Here is a 16,375-nt window from a genome sequence, read left to right as displayed (position 1 = left end):
CACCGGGGCAGATGCCCCGATCCCTGGCAGCGGGGGGCAGACGTCGAGAGAATCTGAGTGGCTATAGAGCCAACCGCTGGAGTGCAATCCGCAGCGGGGGTCCTCGGTGCTGCTGAATCGCGTCGCCCAGCCGCACAAATGTGGCTGCGGGCCAGTCAACCAGATCGGGGGACGCGCTTAAGAGAACGGCCGTCGCGAGAGCCTCCGCATTCGGGTCCAGTTTGCCCTTCAACGGCTGGGCGCTCAACGAGACCTTCTCGCAGAAATCAAGGCAGTTCGCTTGCTCACCTGTATCTGCGTCAGAAACAAGAGCTTGGGCATGCGAATGTGACGTGCGGTCGACAGCCGCCGCTTCGTGATGGGGGTCAGCTGACCCACGCTGGTCATCCACGATCCGTACGGCGCATGCGTGCGCGATCCCCGTCACGATGCCGAACAACCACACCAGGAGCACCTGGATGGCCCAGCGGCGAAGTTGGCGGCGGTTGCGAAGCATGGTTGATGTAAGGCAAGCGTAGTTTGAGGCTCAGAATAGAACCAGATCCACTCCAGTTATTTGATGTTAGTCAAACTTCCATTCCGTACCTGACTACGGACTACAGAAATGGTCCGGGTGGGGAAAAGCCGAAGTTCGGCGCATGGGGAAGGTTGCATTCCATACGCAGGCCGAGCTTGCGCCACCGGTCTGCCAACGTAGGGACTACCAAGACCTCTGCTCCTGACCCCACCGCACCCGCCCGAAGCGCCCGTCACGCGAGATCACCTGACGCGGCGAAGAGCAAGAAGCGAGTCCAGCGCGTCTGTGACGGCGCCCTCTGTTGCCCCCTCTGCAACATTCGTACGGGCACCACCAACGTGTTTGTCTTCAGGCCCCGCCGAACCTCTCGCCCCAATGACCATCCGAGATGCTCGCGGCGCGCAACGCCGGTGGCCTCACAGCCCGTATGTAGACCTATAAGGCTGCGACACAAGCTCAGCCCGAGTGCCGCTGAGTCAGCCGCGATGCCCCTTCCGAAGCAAAGAGTAGAGGCGTGCAACTTCATTGCTGGTGATGGCGATGTTCCGGCCGTCCTTCGCAACCACGGACGTACCGATCTTCTGATACGTCGCGCGGCCAAAGCGGTCTTCCTGCGCCATGAGGCCGTCTTTGAAGATGTAGAGCGTTCCTCCATCGGCCAACGGAATCATCTCCTTGGCAGCCTGGACTGCGGCATCACCGGCGAACACCGGTGCGGAAAGCGCGCCCAACAGAGTGGCGAGGACGATATAAGACTTCATGATCAGCTCCTTTGTGAAACGACGGCAACTTGCGTCGCGTCATCACTGTAGGAGCGTGTCGCTTTCCAAGCGATTGCGCCATGATTACATTGCGGTAATGCGGCGTCCCCAAAGAGATAGGCTCTGCAAGCAGCGAACACACCGAAACGGCATGCTCCCGCCGAAAGCCCTTGGACCACCGGCTCGTCATAGGACTTCCCGCTCGCAGTAAATGGCCCATCCAAGGCGTGTTCACCGAGCAAGCCGGGCGACGGTGGCACACGAGCCCTGGGCCACTCGCACATCAAGCACCTGATTTCGGCCACGCGGACGGGGCTCTGCATGCGTGCCGCCAACCGAAGTAGTACAGCCCGAGCTGTTCCGTGCCCGAGCGCTCAGAGACATCCACGCGGCTGCACCACCTTGGTCGACGGCATCGACTGAAATGCCACGGCCATCAGCTCGAGCTCCACCCGCGCTCTTTCAGACGGGGACACGCGGGTCTACCGTGGGCCTTGCGCCGAAGGAACGGTCGGCCAGACCATAGTAGCCCTCCCAGACGGGCTCACGTGAGCGTGCGGGCTCTTGCCCCGCAATCAGTGGCAGGAGCCACAACAGCCCCCTCGCTTGACAGCGGATGCCGGTGCAGCAGCCGGCGCGTTCACCTGAGCGGGCGAATACCCAGCGTCGGCAATCGCCTTCTGGACGATGCCCGCATTCGCATCGGTTGCCACGCTCACCAAATGGCGGCCCAGGTCGACCTGGACATCTGCACCTGGGTCGATGGTCTTGACCGCCTTGGTGATGGTGCTGGCGCAATGGCCGCAGGTCATATCGTTCACCTCGAATGCAAGCATTGGTTCTCTCCGTCAGTGGTTAGGTGCTGCTGACTCTAGACCTTGCCATCGTGGCAATGTCAAGTGTCAGTTTCTGGCCTCCCATCGAGGGCCCACTCCAAGCGGAGCAGACGCTGGGCTTCTCATCGAGCATCTCGTAAAGTGAAGCCGCCGCGCAGCGCCGCGGCGGCTTCATCTTGTACGAGGTTGGATGCTCTTCGGCTCTCCGCCGTTCGCCCTAACCGACAATCAGCCTCCACTGTAGAGCTGCATGCGTGCGTTCCGCTCCGCCGGCGTCTCGCTCAGCAGCTCGCGAACCACTTCTTCGCGCGTCTTGCCCGGTCCGGCACTGGGCACCGGAGGCGGGTAGCTGCCCTCGCCGAAATTGAGGAGTCCCTGCTGTACCGCAGCCTCGGCCTCGGCTCGGACCTGCGCACGGGTTTTCTCGCTCTTGAAGTGATCCGCGTGAACGACCACGCCGACTTCGTCGCTAGTCGGATGCAAGTATTCAGCCGAGGCCATTCCCGGCAACCCCAGGGCGGCAGCCGCGGCTACGGCTGCAATCATGGAAGAGATGGAGTGGCTACGTTGAGTCATGATAGGAGTCCTTGTAAAAGTCGATGAACTTGCATCTCCCGTCCGCTTGGTAGGCGATGAGGAGATGTGTTCATCGTAGAGACCGCTACCCAACAGAAGCGGGACAGCACGGTGAGATTTCTGTCAGCTTTCCCGAGCGTGATAGCGGTATCCGTCCGGTCAACCCATCTTGAATGTGAGTTGAGAAGCGGGCATCGTCCCCACGATTGGAGGATCGTGGAGACGATGGAACAGATTTCAAACGAAGGGCGACCGCGCCGCCGTGAGTACAGCAAAGACTTCAAGGCCGAGGTGCTGGCCAAGTGCCGCCAACCCGGAGCGAGCGTGGGCGGTGTTGCTCTGGCCCATGGGCTGCACTCCAACATGGTCCACCGCTGGATCAGGGAGGCCGGCGCTGCATACCGAGCGCCTCTTGGGATGCCGGGTAGCCAGATCGCGCAAGCGATGCAGCCCAGGTTCACTCCCGTGCCCCTGGACCTGCTCAGTCCTGCCGTGCCCCAAGCGCCCGCAGGCAGCGCGGATCAGACTGCTCCCACCGCCCCGAGACCGGTTGAGCTGCAACTGCGCCGCGGTGACCTGATCGTGAGCGTACAGTGCCCACTCGAGCACTGCGGGACCCTGCTGCGCGAGGTGCTGCGGTGATCCGCATCGATGCGGTGTGGATGTCCTGTGAACCCCTGGATATGCGAGCGGGTACAGAGACCGCTCTGGCCCGTGTCGTACAAGTCTTCGGCGCAGCCCACCCCCATCACGCCTACCTGTTCGCCAACGCCAGAGCCAACCGCATGAAGGTGCTGGTCCACGACGGCTTTGGCGTCTGGCTGGTTGCACGCCGGCTCCATCAGGGCCGGTTTGTCTGGGGCAACTCCAGCACTCCCCGCCTGCCACTGAGCCAGGAGCAGCTACAAGCCCTGGTCACGGGCCTACCCTGGCAGCGCCTTGGGCAGGCAGGTGTCATCACGGTGCTGTGATCTTGAACGGGGCGTGTGCGCTCTTCAATTCGTGAATGTGCCAATGGGCACAGCCACTGGCACCGGTCATGATCACTGCCATGAACGAAGCGGTGGATCTGCAGAGCATGGACGAGGGCACGCGCCAACTGGTGCTGGGCCTGATGGGCCAGCTGCAGCAGCAGTCTGCAGAGCTGCGCCACAAGCAGGCGCTGCTCGACAAGCTCACCTTCGAGAACGCCATGCTCAAGCGCATGAAGTTCGCTGCCCGCAGCGAGGCGCTCAGCGCTGAGCAGCGCAGCCTCCTTGAGGACGCCCTCGATGAGGATCTGCAGGCGGTGGCGCTCGAGATCGAACAGATGGGCGACGCAGGCCAGCCCGCAGCCGAGCAGGTAACCCGCCAGCAGCCCAGGCGCCAACCCCTGCCCCCGGAGCTTCCCCGCCAGGAACTGCGCCATGAGCCTACCTCCACCGAGTGTTGCGGCCAGCCGATGAAGCGCATCGGTGAGGACGTGGCCGAGAAGCTCGACTACACCCCAGGCGTCTTCACGGTCCACCGCTTCGTGCGGGGCAAGTGGGCCTGCGCCTGCTGCCAGACGCTCAGACAGGCCCCGGTGGATGCGCACATCATCGACAAGGGGCTGGCCACCACGGGCTTACTCTCCCATGTGCTGGTGGCCAAGTACGCCGATCACTTACCCCTGCACCGCCAGGAGGCTATCTACGCCCGCGCTGGTGTGCCGATCCCACGCTCCACCCTGGCGCAGTGGGTGGGCAGCTGTGGCGTACAACTCCAACCGCTGGCCAGCGCCCTGCGCGCAGAGGTGCTTGCCCACGCCGTCCTGCACGCCGACGAGACGCCGGTGCAGATGCTCAAGCCGGCCGCTCAGAGAGATGGCAAGACCCAGCGGGCTTACCTGTGGGCCTACACACCAGGGCGGCACGAGCAGACCAGGGCGGTGGTCTATGACTTCAGCGAGACCCGGGCCGGGCGCCATCCCGCCTCCTTCCTGGAGGGCTGGGCGGGCACGCTGCTGGTCGATGACTTTGCCGGGTACAAGCAGCTCATGGGTGAACAGATCCAGGAGGCAGGCTGCTGGGCCCATGCAAGGCGCAAGTTCTTTGAGCTCCACACGGCCAACAAGAGTCAGCTCGCTGAGCAGGCGCTGGCCCTGATCGGACAGATCTATGAGGCCGAGCGACAGGCTCAGGGGGTAGAGGCAGATGAGCGGCTGCGCATACGGCAGCAGCAGAGCCGCTCGGCGGTGGATCGCCTACACCTCTGGCTCACAGAACACCGAGGGAAGGTGCCCAGTGGGTCGGCCACGGCCAAGGCCATGGATTACAGCCTGCGCCGCTGGCCTGCGCTCACCCGGTTCCTGGAGGATGGGCGGATACCGATCGACAACAACTGGGTCGAGAACCAGATGCGCCCGATTGCGCTGGGCCGCAAGAACTGGCTGTTTGCGGGCAGCCTGCGGGCTGGGCAACGAGCCGCTGCCATCATGAGCCTGATCCAGTCGGCCAAGCTCAACGGCCTTGATCCGTATGCCTATCTCAAGGATGTGATGGACAGGCTGCCGACCTGGCCCAACAGCCGTATCGGTGAGCTGCTGCCGCATCGCTGGAATCCCTCAACCGATTGATCGAATCTAGTGCCCCTCCATGGCTGCGATCAGCGGACAGCGCACATTCCCCTTGCCAGAGCCGCAAAGCAGAATCAGGCCAGAGAGTGCAGCCTCCATGCGTTGGAGGTCGGCTAGCTTGAGCCTGACTTCTGCCAGCTTAGACTCCGCTTGCCGCCGAGCTTGGGTACAACTCTCCCCGTCCTCCAGTTGAAGCAGTTGCGCGGTCTCGTCGAGGCTGAATCCCAGCCGCTTCGCTGACTTGATGAAGCTGAGCCGCGACTGGTCGGTTCGGCCATAGCGCCGGATGCTGCCCACAGGACGGTCCGGCTCTGGCATCAGCCCTTTGCGCTGATAGAACCTGATGGTCTCGACGTTCACACCGGCCGCTTTCGCGAGATCTCCGATCGTCATGCTGCCGTCGGACTGTGAAGGGGTATGGGTCATGGCGCTTGACTCTGTACTTTGGTACGGAAGTAAGCTTATCGCATGTCTACAACATCTACCGACCACCCGGGCCAGACCACTGGCGGCGGCAAGGCCCTGATTGCTGGTGGTATTTCGGCGCTGCTCGCCTCCGCCTGCTGCCTGGGCCCCCTGGTGCTGATCATGCTGGGCATCTCCGGGGCCTGGATCGGCTCTCTGACGCTGCTGGAGCCTTATCAACCGTGGTTCATGGGGGCGGCGGCGATTGCCTTGGTGGTTGCAGGACGCCGGATATGGCGCCCTGCGGTAGCGTGCGATGTGGGCCAGGTCTGTGAGCGCCCCATGGTCAACCGGTCCTACAAGGTGCTGTTCCTGCTGGTAGTCCTACTACTGGGAATTTCATTGGCGTTCCCCTGGATCGCCCACTGGTTCTACTGAATGAAGGGTTCTGCAATGAAACGATGGATCATCCCTGCGGCGGCAATGCTACTCATCGGGCCGAGCTGGGCGGCCCAGCAGAGTGCGGTCCTCTCGGTGCCAGGGATGAACTGCCCGACCTGCCCAATCACCGTCAAATTGGCGTTGACCCGGATCGATGGGGTCATCGACGTCAAGTCCAACCTGCCCAAGCGGGAAACCACAGTGGTGTTTGACAGTGCCAAGGTGAAGGTTGAGGCCCTGACCAGTGCGACCAAGAACGCCGGATTCCCGTCCACTGTTGTGTCTGTAAACCCATGAGCGATGTCATCCTGACCTCTGTCTTCACCTGCCCCGAGTGCGGTCATATGAAGACCGAAGAGATGCCCACCGATGCCTGCCAATGGTTCTATGAGTGCGAAGGGTGCCACGCCGTCTTGCGCCCGAAGGCCGGTGACTGCTGTGTGTTCTGCTCGTACGGATCCGTTCCCTGCCCACCAATCCAGATCGGTGGTGAAGCTGGTTGCTGTAAACCCGCGGCTTGATCTCTTGCTAAGCTATCTGTGAGCGGCCCATGTCAAGATGGGATAACCGGACGCATACTGATAGCGCCACCGCTCCGAAGATTCGGAAGGCGAGATCAGGCTCAGCGACCAGGTGTTGAAGCGGCCTCTAGGACAAGACACAACGCCGAGTTGGATACTCCAGCAATGAAGGCGCATGACGCAGTGGAATGATTGGGCCAAGCCGCGCTATGCATCGCCCTCGCCCGATCCGATCACCCTTGACACCTCAGGATTGTGGATGGGCGTTGCGATGGGGAAACCACAGGGTGAAGCATGTATGTCCTCGGGACGAGGCTGCGTCGACGCTGCCGCCGTGGGCCTCTGCAATGGCACGCGTGATGGCCAAGCCCAAGCCGCTTCCATCGGAGTCAGGATGGGCACGCGAGGGGTCGGCGCGAAAGAAGCGATCAAACAAGCGGGGCAGGACTTTGGGATCAATATCTTGCCCCGTGTTCTCCACCGCTACTGAGGTAGCGTGGCCAGTGCTCGAAATGCCGATTGTGATTGCGCCTGCATTCGGGGTGTAGCGCAAAGCGTTGGAGAGCAGGTTGCTCAGCGCGCGGCGGAACATCAAGCGATCGCCATCAATTTGGCCATCGCCGTGTAGCTGTAGTTGGATGGCTTTCTCCTCCGCTACCGCCTCGTAGAAGTCCAGCAATGCCTGGGCTTCCTTGCGCGCGGAGAACACCTCCTTGTGCGGCAGATCGACGCCGCGCTCAGTCTTCGCCAGGAACAGCATGTCGGACACCATGCGAGCCAGCCGCTGAAACTCCTCGGCGTTGGAGGCCAGGGTGTCACGATACGTCGCGGCGTCGCGCTTGGTCGCCAGCGCTACTTGCGTTTGGGTCAGAAGATTGCTGATGGGCGTGCGCAATTCATGAGCCAGATCGGATGAGAAGTCTGTCAGCCGCTGAAAGTCATCCTGCAGCCGATCGAACATGCGATTGAGTTCCTGCGCAAGGTCTGCCATTTCTACCGGCACAGCCCCTACTGGCATGCGCTCGGACAGCCTATGGCTTGTCACCACTGCGGCGCGTGACTTCATCTCGCGCAGCGGTGCCAACCCCTGTCGCGCAGCCAGCCAGGACAGTAAGCCGCATACAACGATGGCTGCGGCGACATACAAGGCCAAGCTGCTACGAAGACCATCCAGGAACTCAGTGTGGTGTTTGGTATCTGTCGCGATCAATACCTGCAGCGCCGATGCAGAGTAGCCCGAAAGCGATTGGAAGCTCAGCGTGTGAAACTCGGCATCGTGGTTGCGCCACACCCCAAATGTCCCCTTCGCATCGGTGTGGATGGCTTTACTACGCTGCACACCAAGCTCGGAATGTGAGGACTGAAAGACGGTCTCCTGATGAGCATCTTTTACCAAGACATAGAGATCATGGTGGTATCCCAAAGCGTCGCTCAAGCGGGAGCGCGCGTCGTTCACAGAATTGGCATTACCCAGAATTTCCTCGATCAACTGCCTCTTGTCCTCTAAAGCCATCTGATCGAGCACGACAAAATGACGCTGAGTCTCTGCCAGGAACAACAATCCCAGCCCGAGCACGACGATAGCCGCCACCACGGTAAAGAACAGGGTTAAACGGCGGGTCAACGAAAGCCTGCCCAGGCGCTGTTGTCGCTGCACCTTTATTCCTCCTCTGGTACGTCCAGCACGTAGCCCATGCCCCGCACGGTCTGGATGAGCTTGACGGCGTGCCCCTCATCTATCTTCACGCGCAAGCGGCGCATCGCCACTTCGATGACATTGGTGTCGCTGTCAAAGTTCATGTCCCAGACCTGCGAGGCGATCAGGGAGCGTGGCAGCACTTCACCGTGGCGGCGCATCAGCAGCTCCAGCAAGCCAAACTCCTTGGCTGTCAAGTCAACACGCTTGCCGTTGCGGGAGACACGGCGACGCAACAGATCCAGCTCCAAATCGGCCACCTTGAGCATGGTGCCCTCATTGCCGGCATGACCGCGCCGCAGAATGATCCGAACCCTGGCCAGCAGCTCCGCAAACGAGAAGGGCTTGACAAGGTAATCATCGGCCCCAAGCTCCAGCCCTTTGACCCGATCCTCCACTTGGTCGCGGGCGGTCAGGAACAGGACGGGCATCTCAAGGCCACGGTCGCGCAGGGACTGCAAGACCTGCCAGCCATTCAACCCCGGCAGCATGACGTCCAGGATCACCAGGTCGTACTCACCCTGCAAAGCCAGATGCAGCCCGTCTGCGCCGTTAGGCACAAGGTCCGAAACGTATCCCGCTTCGGTCAATCCCTGCCGGAGGTACTCCCCCGTCTTGGGCTCGTCTTCAACAACCAATATCTTCACGTTCGCTCTCCGTTCACAGCATTGAACGAGAGTGTGCCGAACTTAAAGCGTCCTGACATGAAGACAACAACAATGTAATGTCCGGAACATCTGGGTGACAGGGTGCCCTCTTCAGAATCTTTACATCGTGAGATCAAAGATTCTTGCAGAGGAAACCATGGTCACTTCAAATCTTTCGCCGTCTGTCAGGGCGTCCCTGCCCTGGGTTTTGGCGCTGTTCGCGGGGGCGTCCTTCGCGCAAGCCTCAACGCCGGAGGTACCACTCATGCCAGATTGGCCCTGTCCGGCCTTGGCTTCGCCGTTCTGACCGGATGCGCCAGCGTCAGCTTGGATCAGAACATCAGCCGCGTGAACGACGAAGCCAGCGCGTTCACCGAAGGCATCGGCGTGGATCACACCGGCCTCGCCAGGAAGGTCAACAAGCTCATCCCCGACTACATGGTCATGGGCGAGCGCGGAATGGCAGACATGGCTGAGATGGAAATGCCCATTCCAGACAACACCGTGCCCATGATGACGGGACAAGGACCGTTCGGTTCGGTGGAGATGGGCGGGATGTTCAGCGTGCTCAAGGTACGCAGGGACCAGCAGCCAGGTGACTACAAGGACCCCGGCTGGTTCAAGCATCCGGCAGGCACGGTCGCCCACGAATACACCGGCCCATTGGCTGAGCCAGCCCGCTTCAGCGCAGAAGGCGGTCAGTCCATGCCGCGCGAGCGCAAGCCCGCGACGCCAACCGAGGTCAAGGTGCGCAAGCCGACGTCACATGGTGCGCACTGATTTCTTCCCTTCGTTTTTAACTGGAGATCATCCATGAAGTTCACGCGATCCACCTTCTACCGCCTGCTGGCTGCCGCCGCGCTGACTGCTTCGGGGGCCGCCATGGCCGCAGGCAACCATGCCGGTGGCCATGGCCACGGTGATGGAGAGGAAACCGCCATCGGAAAGCCCGGTGTCGCCGCCAAGGCCAGCCGCACGATCACCATCGAGATGAGCGACACCATGCGTTTCACCCCCTCGAACATTCAGGTCAAGCAGGGCGAGACCGTTCGCTTCATCGTCAAGAACGCCGGCAAGGTCAAGCATGAACTCAGCTTGGGCACCGAGAAGGAACTGCTTGAGCATCTGGAGCAGATGCGGAAATTCCCGGACATGGAGCACGACGAGCCCGGCAAGGTCACGCTGCAGCCTGGCAAGCAAGGCGAGATCGTCTGGCAGTTCACCAAAGCTGGCGGTGTGAACTTCGCCTGCCTGATTTCCGGCCACTACGAAGCTGGCATGAAGGGCCTCGTTCAGGTCAGCAAGAAGTAGAACCACGCCGCTTCATCAAGGATGCACGGTGACTGTGTCACCTCTCCCACGTCCTGCTGATCCGCAAGGCAGATCAGCAGACATTTTTCAACTCGCGCCCGTGAGGTCGTCATGAACAGCTTCAAGCAATTTCTCTCCGTTTCCGCCGTCGCGCTCGGCATTTTCCTGCCCATGAGCGGGATGGCCCAGACCACATCCGAATCGCCCAAGGCAGAGGCCTCTCAACAAGCGTCGCTGACAGACGGTGAGATCAGGAAGGTGGACCTGGACAACGGCAAGGTCACCATCAAGCATGGCGATATCAAGCACCTGGACATGCCTGGAATGACCATGGTTTTCACCGCCAAGGACAAGGGACTGCTTTCCAACCTCAAGCCCGGGGACAAGGTGAAATTCATGGTCGTCAACGACGGCGGAAAAATGGTCGTCACGGATATACGTCCAGCGAACTGAGGCGAATATGCGGAAGGCTGCGATGCGGATGAGGATGGGTCGGCAGTCCGTGTCCGCTTGCTCATTGTTTCCCGGTAGCTGAAAAGTCATCATGCATCACGACCACTCCTCCCCCCATACCAGCGATCGACGCAGTGGCTTCTGGCGTTCGCGCTACACCCTGGGAATGCTCGTCCTCGGTATCGTTGCCGGGTACTTCCTCTGGACCGAACACCGGGCCCATCTACAGCAGTGGTGGCCCTATGCGCTGCTGTTGGCCTGTCCGCTGATGCACGTATTCATGCACAAGGGGCATGGCGGACATGGCAACCAATCCCCTGGGTCCGACGAGGGCAGGCGGTCGAATTCCGACAGGGACTGACCATGGGCCGCGCGGGGTAGGCCTTATGCCTGCGTCTCTTTGACCGCTTCGCCTCTCTTCGGCCGTTCAGCCAGTCCGAACGCGGTTGCACACGCAACTGACACGCTATGCCAGCAGGAAGGGCCCACTGCATTCTCCGGGTCTGCCACTAGTGAGCGTGCCGCGCGCCGCACCTCCGTTCGCATGGGATCGCTTGGCTGCACCTGGGAACCGCCGGTGAACCGCAAAGTCGCATCCTGCAACACAGGTACCTGGAGGGAGCGAACCATGAAGCTGAAGCAGTTGGTCTGGATCACGACAGGACTGCTTGCTTTGATCGCCACAGCGGCAGGCAGCTACTTCCATCTTCTCAAGAGTGCTCCGCCAGCGGTTCCGCCCACGCGCAGCCTCCGGCCAGAAGATCCGCAGGTGCTGCGACTCGGCGCCGCGATCTATGCACAGCAATGTGCGGCCTGCCATGGGGTCAAGGGCGAAGGCCAGCCCAACTGGCGAGACCGCGGACCTGATGGTCTCTTGCCAGCGCCGCCCCACGACCCCAGCGGCCACACTTGGCATCACCCCGATGAACAGCTGTTCGCCATCACCAAATACGGCTTGGCGAAGTTGATTGAGCAGCCCGACTACCGGACGGCCATGCCGGTCTACGACAAGGTACTGAGCGACGACGAGATCGTGGCCGCGTTGTCATGGATAAAGTCCCAATGGCCTCTTGAGGTTCGGCGCCGTCACGACGTGATCAATTCCCAATACCGCAAGTCGCTGAATCGATAACCAGCAACGCAACCGGATACTGCAATAGGCTAGACGGAATTGCTCGCCAGGATATTGGCTTGACCTTCACACAATGGCAAGGCTAATAATCAAGCCAGAATTTACGAAAGCACGGGTATGAACGACCACACGCATAAGCATACGCACGGCAAAAGGGACGCAGCTTCTTCGGTCGAACGTCCAGTAGCGACCAATGCTGCCGCCGCCATCGATGGCACACCAGGATTGGCTGGTACCGCAGTTACCTACACCTGCCCGATGCACCCGGAAGTGCGGCAGGACCATCCGGGGCGCTGCCCCAAGTGCCAGATGCACCTGGTGCCCGAAGGGCAAGTTGCGCATGGCGACCACCGCCACCACGACCACCACGCTCACGCTGCTCGTGAGTCGGCTCCTGTGGCGCCTGCCGCCGCACCGCAGGAAGCGCCTGCCGGCACCACCTATACCTGCCCGATGCACCCGGAAGTCCGGCAGGACCATCCGGGCAATTGCCCCAAGTGCGGCATGACACTGGAGCCGATCATTCCGCTGGATGAAGAGGACAACAGCGAGTTGAAGGATTTTCAGCGACGCTTCTGGTGGACGCTGCCGCTTACTGTGATCGTCACGGTTCTTGCGATGTGGGGCCATCGCCTTGGCTTGTTCAGCATGGCAACGCAGACCTGGGTCGAATTGTTGCTGTCGCTCCCCGTCGTGCTCTGGACCGGCTGGCCATTCTTCGTGCGGGGCTGGCAGTCGATCGTCCACCGCAGCCCGAACATGTGGACCTTGATCGGCCTGGGAACGGCCGCGGCATTCGTCTACAGCGTTGTTGCCACGGTGACCCCGGGTGTGTTTCCCGAATCGTTCGTGGCGATGGGTCGCGTCGCCGTGTACTTCGAGGCCGCGGTGGTCATTATTTCGCTGACCATGCTGGGCCAGATCATCGAGCTGAAAGCCCGCTCCCAGACATCGGCCGCGATCAAGTCCCTGCTGGGGTTGGCGCCGAAGACCGCCCGGCGCATCAATGCGGACGGCAGTGAAGAAGATGTGCCTCTCAACCACGTACACGTCGGCGATCTGCTGCGCGTGCGTCCCGGCGAGAAGATCCCGGTCGATGGCACGGTCACAGAAGGCAGCAGCGCGGTCGATGAGTCCATGCTGACCGGTGAACCGGTACCTGTGAGCAAGCGGGTTGGCGACAAGCTGATCGGCGCTACCCTCAACACCAACGGTGCGCTGATTATGCAGTCCGAGAAAGTCGGGGCGGCCACCATGCTGTCGCAGATCGTCCAGATGGTCGCGTCTGCCCAGCGCTCCAAGGCCCCCATGCAACGCATGGCCGACGTGGTGGCGGGCAAGTTCGTCATGGTGGTCGTACTGGTCGCCATCGCCACGTTCTTTGTCTGGGGTCTGTTCGGGCCGGAGCCTAGCTGGGTGTTCGGGCTGATCAACGCGGTGGCTGTGCTGATCATTGCCTGCCCGTGCGCGTTGGGCTTGGCCACGCCGATGTCGGTGATGGTCGCCACCGGCCGCGCCGCGACGCAGGGCGTGCTGTTTCGCGATGCCGGTGCGATCGAGAAGATGCGCGAGGTGGACACCCTGATCGTGGACAAGACCGGCACGCTCACGGAAGGCAGACCCGCGTTCGATACAGCCATTGCGGCTCCGGGCTTCACGCCCGATGAAGTGCTGAGGCTGGCAGCCAGTCTGGACCAGGGCAGCGAGCACCCGCTGGCAGACGCGATCGTCAGCGCTGCGCGAGCCAAGGGCTTGCAACTGGCCAAGCCCTCTGATTTCGAGTCGGGCAGCGGCATCGGCGTGCGCGGAACGGTGGAGGGACGGCGCCTGGCATTGGGCAATACGGCACTGATGGAGCAGGAAGGAGTGGCGGTTTCTGCACTGCGTGCCGACGGAGAACGGTTGCGCGGTGAAGGCGCCAGCATCATGCACTTGGCCGTAGACGGCGTGTTCGCGGGCATCCTGGCCGTGACCGACCCCATCAAGGCCAGTACGCCCGATGCCATCCGAACCCTTCACGCCAGCGGTCTGCGCATCGTGATGGCGACTGGAGATGGACTTACCACAGCCAAGGCCGTGGGGGCCAAGCTCGGCATCGATGAAGTGCACGGCGAGGTCAAACCCGCTGACAAGCTGGCGCTGGTGGACAAACTGCAAAAGGAAGGTCACGTGGTTGCCATGGCGGGAGACGGCATCAACGATGCGCCGGCCCTGGCCAAGTCCGATGTGGGCGTCGCCATGGGCACGGGCACCGACGTTGCAATGAACAGCGGCCAGATCACCCTCGTGAAGGGTGATCTGCGCGGCATCGCCTCGTCCCGCGAGGTCTCCATCGACACGGTACGCAACATGCGGCAGAACCTGCTGTTCGCCTTTGTCTACAACGGCATCGGTGTACCCATCGCGGCTGGCGTGTTCTATCCGTTCACGGGCTGGCTTCTCTCCCCATTGATCGCGGCGCTGGCGATGAGCCTGAGTTCTGCTTCTGTGATTTTCAATGCGCTTCGGTTGCGCGGCGTGAAGTAGCCCAGGATGATTTGGAGCCGCTATCAAGTCGAACAACTCGAAAATCAAGTCTTTAGATTGATTGACATCAATTCCACAACACAATCACCTGGCTAACATATCCCCATGATCTGCTTTAGACGCATCATCACGCAATGGGGCCGCTGGATTGCCAGCGGTCTCGTCGTGACCTTGCTCTTTTCGCAGGTCGCATTGGCGATGTATGCCTGCCCCAAACTGGACTCGGACACGCACGTCGCATCAATGCAGATGGCAGGCATCGCCATGGAGGATGCCGCCAGCATGTCCGGTATGCCGGACTGCCACGCCATGCCGGGAACCATGGACGGTGAGGCGCCGCAGTTGTGCCGAGCACATTGCAGCGGCGATGGCAAGCCGGTGCCTTCATTGCAAGGCTTGGACGTCCAGAGTCTCGCTGCCCAGGCGGTCTGGTTCGCGTACATGCTTCCGGCCGTGATCGAATCCCACGCGGCAGCCGGGCAGCACGTCGCCTATGTCCCGCCCGACCATCGAGCGGGCTTTCCGCCGATCTACCTCACGCTCCAAGTCCTGCGGAATTGACACGCCGATCCGTGCTCGCTGCGCACCGATGCGGCAGACCACGTGATTTCGTGAATACCAATTCCGAGGACAACCATGTTTACTCCCTTTTTTGGCGCCCCCGAGGGGCGCCCGTCGGCGTACGGCCGAGGCACAACGCCGGCCTCGATGCGATTGCATCGTCTGAAAGCTATCAGCATCGCATTGGCGGGCAGTGCGCTTGTTTCGCCTGTAGCCTACGCCCTCGATTTTGCTGAGGCACGCCTTATCGCGGAGCAGCAGAGCCCGCGCATAAGCGCGCAGCAGTTGCAGGTTAACGTCGCCGAATCCGTGCAGAAGGCAGCAGGCTCGCTGCCCGATCCCAAGCTCTCGCTCGGCATCGAAAACTACCCCATCAGCGGCATGGATCGCTGGAGCATGACGCGCGAATCCATGACGATGCAGCGCTTGGCGCTCATGCAGGAAGTGCCCAACAGGGCCAAGCGCGACGCCCAGGTCGCCAGCGCGCAGGCGCGTGTGGATCGAGAACGCGCGGCGCTGGTTTTGCAGCGATTGCAGATCCGCCAGGAACTCAGCCTGGCGTGGATCGCCGCGCAGGCGGTGGAGCAACGGGAGATACTGCTGACGGAACTGCTCGCGGAGAACCAGCGCCTGCAAGACAGTCTCCCCGCTCGCGTCGCCGGCGGCACCGCCCAGGCTGGCGACCTGTTGGTCGCGCAACAGGAGGCGCTGACACTCACGGACCGCCGTGACGATCTACAGCGGGACCGGGCCAAGGCCAGGGCCGCATTGCGGCGCTGGGTGGGCTCCAGGGCCGACGAAGCACTGCAAGGCGATCCAGGCCCGCTCACTCGCCCCGTCGCGCAACTGCGCACAGAACTGGCGAATCACGCGGAGCTTGAACTCTATCCGGCGATGCAAAGCATGGCCCGGGCCGAGTCCCGCGAAGCCCAATCAGAGACCCGCGGCGATTGGGCCTGGGAGATAGCCTATAGCCGGCGTGATCGCCGATGGGGCGACATGGTGTCATTTCAGGTGACATTCGATCTGCCTTGGCAGAAAGATCGACGCCAAGTGCCCATGATCGAGGCAAAACGGCACGAGTTGGAGCGTCTGGACGCCGAACGCGAAGACGTGGCGCGGCGACATTTGCAGGAGTTGGACGACAGCGCCGCCGAACTCCAAGCGTTGAACAGCCAGATCGACCGCCTGCAGACCGCCGGCTTGCAGCTGGTACGGAACCGAGCGGCGCTTGCGTTGAGCAACTACCGATCCGCCAAGGGGGACCTGAGCGCTGTGCTCAGTGCACGCGCCCAGGTGCTGGAGACGCGCATGCGTCTGATCGACCTCGGAGCGCAGCGCGACAGCCTCGTCGCCCGACTGAACAGCCTGATCGCGGACTGAGTGGAGACCCTCG

General features: G+C 61.8%; 20 protein-coding genes and 1 pseudogene. 14 read left to right on the top strand and 7 right to left on the bottom strand.

The features are described 5' to 3' along the window. Nucleotides 1-61: 61 nt before the first annotated feature. The 4 genes from KAQ61_RS05375 to KAQ61_RS05360 form a co-directional block, all read right to left on the bottom strand. The gene (locus KAQ61_RS05375; RefSeq protein ID WP_137922067.1) at nucleotides 62-496 is read right to left on the bottom strand and encodes a hypothetical protein; all 435 of its coding nucleotides are present in this window, start codon (nucleotides 494-496) and stop codon (nucleotides 62-64) included. A gap of 497 nt (nucleotides 497-993) precedes the next feature. Continuing rightward, nucleotides 994-1,278 (bottom strand): CopK family periplasmic copper-binding protein, encoded by a 285-nt coding sequence (locus KAQ61_RS05370; protein WP_210930711.1) that lies wholly within the window; start codon nucleotides 1,276-1,278, stop codon nucleotides 994-996. 575 nt (nucleotides 1,279-1,853) lie between these two features. After that, nucleotides 1,854-2,114: a heavy-metal-associated domain-containing protein gene (locus KAQ61_RS05365; RefSeq protein ID WP_043387409.1), complete on the bottom strand. Its 261-nt coding sequence runs from the start codon at nucleotides 2,112-2,114 to the stop codon at nucleotides 1,854-1,856. Between the two features lie 228 nt (nucleotides 2,115-2,342). After that, nucleotides 2,343-2,690: a DUF4148 domain-containing protein gene (locus tag KAQ61_RS05360; protein ID WP_038215041.1), complete on the bottom strand. Its 348-nt coding sequence runs from the start codon at nucleotides 2,688-2,690 to the stop codon at nucleotides 2,343-2,345. Nucleotides 2,691-2,915: 225 nt separating this feature from the next. Here KAQ61_RS05360 and KAQ61_RS05355 point away from each other — a divergent pair, with 225 nt between their 5' ends. From KAQ61_RS05355 to tnpC, 3 genes are all read left to right on the top strand, one after another. Continuing rightward, entirely contained in the window at nucleotides 2,916-3,332 is a 417-nt protein-coding gene (locus KAQ61_RS05355) for a transposase (protein WP_143434174.1), read from the top strand. Continuing rightward, complete coding sequence (tnpB, locus tag KAQ61_RS05350; protein WP_210929725.1) at nucleotides 3,329-3,661, top strand: IS66 family insertion sequence element accessory protein TnpB; 333 nt, start codon at nucleotides 3,329-3,331, stop codon at nucleotides 3,659-3,661. The genes KAQ61_RS05355 and tnpB overlap by 4 nt, the downstream gene beginning before the upstream one ends. A gap of 80 nt (nucleotides 3,662-3,741) precedes the next feature. Further along, nucleotides 3,742-5,286, top strand: coding sequence for an IS66 family transposase (gene tnpC / locus KAQ61_RS05345; RefSeq protein ID WP_179130010.1), 1,545 nt, complete (start codon nucleotides 3,742-3,744; stop codon nucleotides 5,284-5,286). A gap of 6 nt (nucleotides 5,287-5,292) precedes the next feature. Here tnpC and merR read toward each other — a convergent pair whose 3' ends face one another. Further along, complete coding sequence (merR, locus tag KAQ61_RS05340) at nucleotides 5,293-5,712, bottom strand: Hg(II)-responsive transcriptional regulator (RefSeq protein WP_079364966.1); 420 nt, start codon at nucleotides 5,710-5,712, stop codon at nucleotides 5,293-5,295. 42 nt (nucleotides 5,713-5,754) lie between these two features. Here merR and merT point away from each other — a divergent pair, with 42 nt between their 5' ends. From merT to KAQ61_RS18710, 3 genes are read left to right on the top strand one after another with little or no spacing between them, the layout of a single operon-like run. Continuing rightward, a complete protein-coding gene (gene merT / locus KAQ61_RS05335) occupies nucleotides 5,755-6,129 on the top strand; it encodes a mercuric ion transporter MerT (protein ID WP_070401208.1) in 375 nt (124 codons plus the stop codon). A 15-nt stretch (nucleotides 6,130-6,144) separates the two neighbouring features. Further along, nucleotides 6,145-6,429 carry a mercury resistance system periplasmic binding protein MerP gene (gene merP / locus KAQ61_RS05330; RefSeq protein WP_079364967.1) on the top strand — a complete coding sequence of 95 codons (285 nt, stop codon included), beginning with the start codon at nucleotides 6,145-6,147 and terminating at the stop codon, nucleotides 6,427-6,429. Further along, nucleotides 6,426-6,653 (top strand): GDCCVxC domain-containing (seleno)protein, encoded by a 228-nt coding sequence (locus KAQ61_RS18710; protein ID WP_079364968.1) that lies wholly within the window; start codon nucleotides 6,426-6,428, stop codon nucleotides 6,651-6,653. The genes merP and KAQ61_RS18710 overlap by 4 nt, the downstream gene beginning before the upstream one ends. 247 nt (nucleotides 6,654-6,900) lie before the next feature. Here the strand turns inward: KAQ61_RS18710 and KAQ61_RS05325 are convergent, their stop codons facing one another. Both KAQ61_RS05325 and KAQ61_RS05320 read right to left on the bottom strand, forming a co-directional pair. Next, nucleotides 6,901-8,310, bottom strand: coding sequence for a heavy metal sensor histidine kinase (locus tag KAQ61_RS05325; RefSeq protein ID WP_043387413.1), 1,410 nt, complete (start codon nucleotides 8,308-8,310; stop codon nucleotides 6,901-6,903). A gap of 2 nt (nucleotides 8,311-8,312) precedes the next feature. Beyond that, nucleotides 8,313-8,996, bottom strand: a complete 684-nt coding sequence (locus KAQ61_RS05320) for a heavy metal response regulator transcription factor (protein WP_038213848.1) — start codon at nucleotides 8,994-8,996, stop codon at nucleotides 8,313-8,315. Nucleotides 8,997-9,377: 381 nt separating this feature from the next. Between KAQ61_RS05320 and KAQ61_RS05315 the strand changes: the two are divergent. The 8 genes and pseudogenes from KAQ61_RS05315 to KAQ61_RS05280 form a co-directional block, all read left to right on the top strand. Then, nucleotides 9,378-9,776: pseudogene (locus KAQ61_RS05315) on the top strand (copper oxidase); the annotation flags it as partial. Between the two features lie 33 nt (nucleotides 9,777-9,809). After that, nucleotides 9,810-10,307, top strand: a complete 498-nt coding sequence (locus KAQ61_RS05310; RefSeq protein WP_154164482.1) for a cupredoxin domain-containing protein — start codon at nucleotides 9,810-9,812, stop codon at nucleotides 10,305-10,307. Nucleotides 10,308-10,418: 111 nt separating this feature from the next. Continuing rightward, on the top strand, nucleotides 10,419-10,760 hold the full coding sequence (locus tag KAQ61_RS05305) for a copper-binding protein (RefSeq protein ID WP_043387420.1): 342 nt from the start codon (nucleotides 10,419-10,421) through the stop codon (nucleotides 10,758-10,760). 91 nt (nucleotides 10,761-10,851) lie between these two features. Beyond that, nucleotides 10,852-11,121 carry a DUF2933 domain-containing protein gene (locus KAQ61_RS05300; RefSeq protein ID WP_043387422.1) on the top strand — a complete coding sequence of 90 codons (270 nt, stop codon included), beginning with the start codon at nucleotides 10,852-10,854 and terminating at the stop codon, nucleotides 11,119-11,121. 267 nt (nucleotides 11,122-11,388) lie between these two features. Beyond that, nucleotides 11,389-11,892 carry a c-type cytochrome gene (locus KAQ61_RS05295; RefSeq protein ID WP_043387424.1) on the top strand — a complete coding sequence of 168 codons (504 nt, stop codon included), beginning with the start codon at nucleotides 11,389-11,391 and terminating at the stop codon, nucleotides 11,890-11,892. A 258-nt stretch (nucleotides 11,893-12,150) separates the two neighbouring features. Further along, the gene (locus tag KAQ61_RS05290; RefSeq protein ID WP_081770866.1) at nucleotides 12,151-14,418 is read left to right on the top strand and encodes a copper-transporting P-type ATPase; all 2,268 of its coding nucleotides are present in this window, start codon (nucleotides 12,151-12,153) and stop codon (nucleotides 14,416-14,418) included. A 105-nt stretch (nucleotides 14,419-14,523) separates the two neighbouring features. Next, the gene (locus KAQ61_RS05285; RefSeq protein WP_210930710.1) at nucleotides 14,524-14,979 is read left to right on the top strand and encodes a hypothetical protein; all 456 of its coding nucleotides are present in this window, start codon (nucleotides 14,524-14,526) and stop codon (nucleotides 14,977-14,979) included. Nucleotides 14,980-15,126: 147 nt separating this feature from the next. Then, on the top strand, nucleotides 15,127-16,362 hold the full coding sequence (locus KAQ61_RS05280; RefSeq protein WP_043387434.1) for a TolC family protein: 1,236 nt from the start codon (nucleotides 15,127-15,129) through the stop codon (nucleotides 16,360-16,362). Nucleotides 16,363-16,375 lie beyond the last annotated feature (13 nt).

Origin of the sequence: Comamonas aquatica (assembly GCF_018064205.1) — a bacterium.
Taxonomy (GTDB): Bacteria; Pseudomonadota; Gammaproteobacteria; order Burkholderiales; family Burkholderiaceae_C; genus Comamonas; species Comamonas aquatica.
The sequence above is the reverse complement of the archived record's forward strand: the minus strand, read 5'-3'. Positions and strand labels throughout refer to the sequence as shown.

Bases quoted from the DNA above. Each gene is read 5' to 3' on its own strand.
- KAQ61_RS05280 (WP_043387434.1), top strand. From the start codon at position 15,127: ATGCGATTGCATCGTCTGAAAGCTATCAGCATCGCATTGGCGGGCAGT.
- KAQ61_RS05370 (WP_210930711.1), bottom strand. From the start codon at position 1,278: ATGAAGTCTTATATCGTCCTCGCCACTCTGTTGGGCGCGCTTTCCGCA.
- KAQ61_RS05285 (WP_210930710.1), top strand. From the start codon at position 14,524: ATGATCTGCTTTAGACGCATCATCACGCAATGGGGCCGCTGGATTGCC.
- KAQ61_RS05375 (WP_137922067.1), bottom strand. From the start codon at position 496: ATGCTTCGCAACCGCCGCCAACTTCGCCGCTGGGCCATCCAGGTGCTC.
- tnpC (WP_179130010.1), top strand. From the start codon at position 3,742: ATGAACGAAGCGGTGGATCTGCAGAGCATGGACGAGGGCACGCGCCAA.
- KAQ61_RS05305 (WP_043387420.1), top strand. From the start codon at position 10,419: ATGAACAGCTTCAAGCAATTTCTCTCCGTTTCCGCCGTCGCGCTCGGC.
- merP (WP_079364967.1), top strand. From the start codon at position 6,145: ATGAAACGATGGATCATCCCTGCGGCGGCAATGCTACTCATCGGGCCG.
- KAQ61_RS05365 (WP_043387409.1), bottom strand. From the start codon at position 2,114: ATGCTTGCATTCGAGGTGAACGATATGACCTGCGGCCATTGCGCCAGC.
- merR (WP_079364966.1), bottom strand. From the start codon at position 5,712: ATGACCCATACCCCTTCACAGTCCGACGGCAGCATGACGATCGGAGAT.
- merT (WP_070401208.1), top strand. From the start codon at position 5,755: ATGTCTACAACATCTACCGACCACCCGGGCCAGACCACTGGCGGCGGC.
- KAQ61_RS05300 (WP_043387422.1), top strand. From the start codon at position 10,852: ATGCATCACGACCACTCCTCCCCCCATACCAGCGATCGACGCAGTGGC.
- KAQ61_RS18710 (WP_079364968.1), top strand. From the start codon at position 6,426: ATGAGCGATGTCATCCTGACCTCTGTCTTCACCTGCCCCGAGTGCGGT.
- KAQ61_RS05310 (WP_154164482.1), top strand. From the start codon at position 9,810: ATGAAGTTCACGCGATCCACCTTCTACCGCCTGCTGGCTGCCGCCGCG.
- KAQ61_RS05295 (WP_043387424.1), top strand. From the start codon at position 11,389: ATGAAGCTGAAGCAGTTGGTCTGGATCACGACAGGACTGCTTGCTTTG.
- KAQ61_RS05290 (WP_081770866.1), top strand. From the start codon at position 12,151: ATGCACCCGGAAGTGCGGCAGGACCATCCGGGGCGCTGCCCCAAGTGC.
- KAQ61_RS05355 (WP_143434174.1), top strand. From the start codon at position 2,916: ATGGAACAGATTTCAAACGAAGGGCGACCGCGCCGCCGTGAGTACAGC.
- KAQ61_RS05360 (WP_038215041.1), bottom strand. From the start codon at position 2,690: ATGACTCAACGTAGCCACTCCATCTCTTCCATGATTGCAGCCGTAGCC.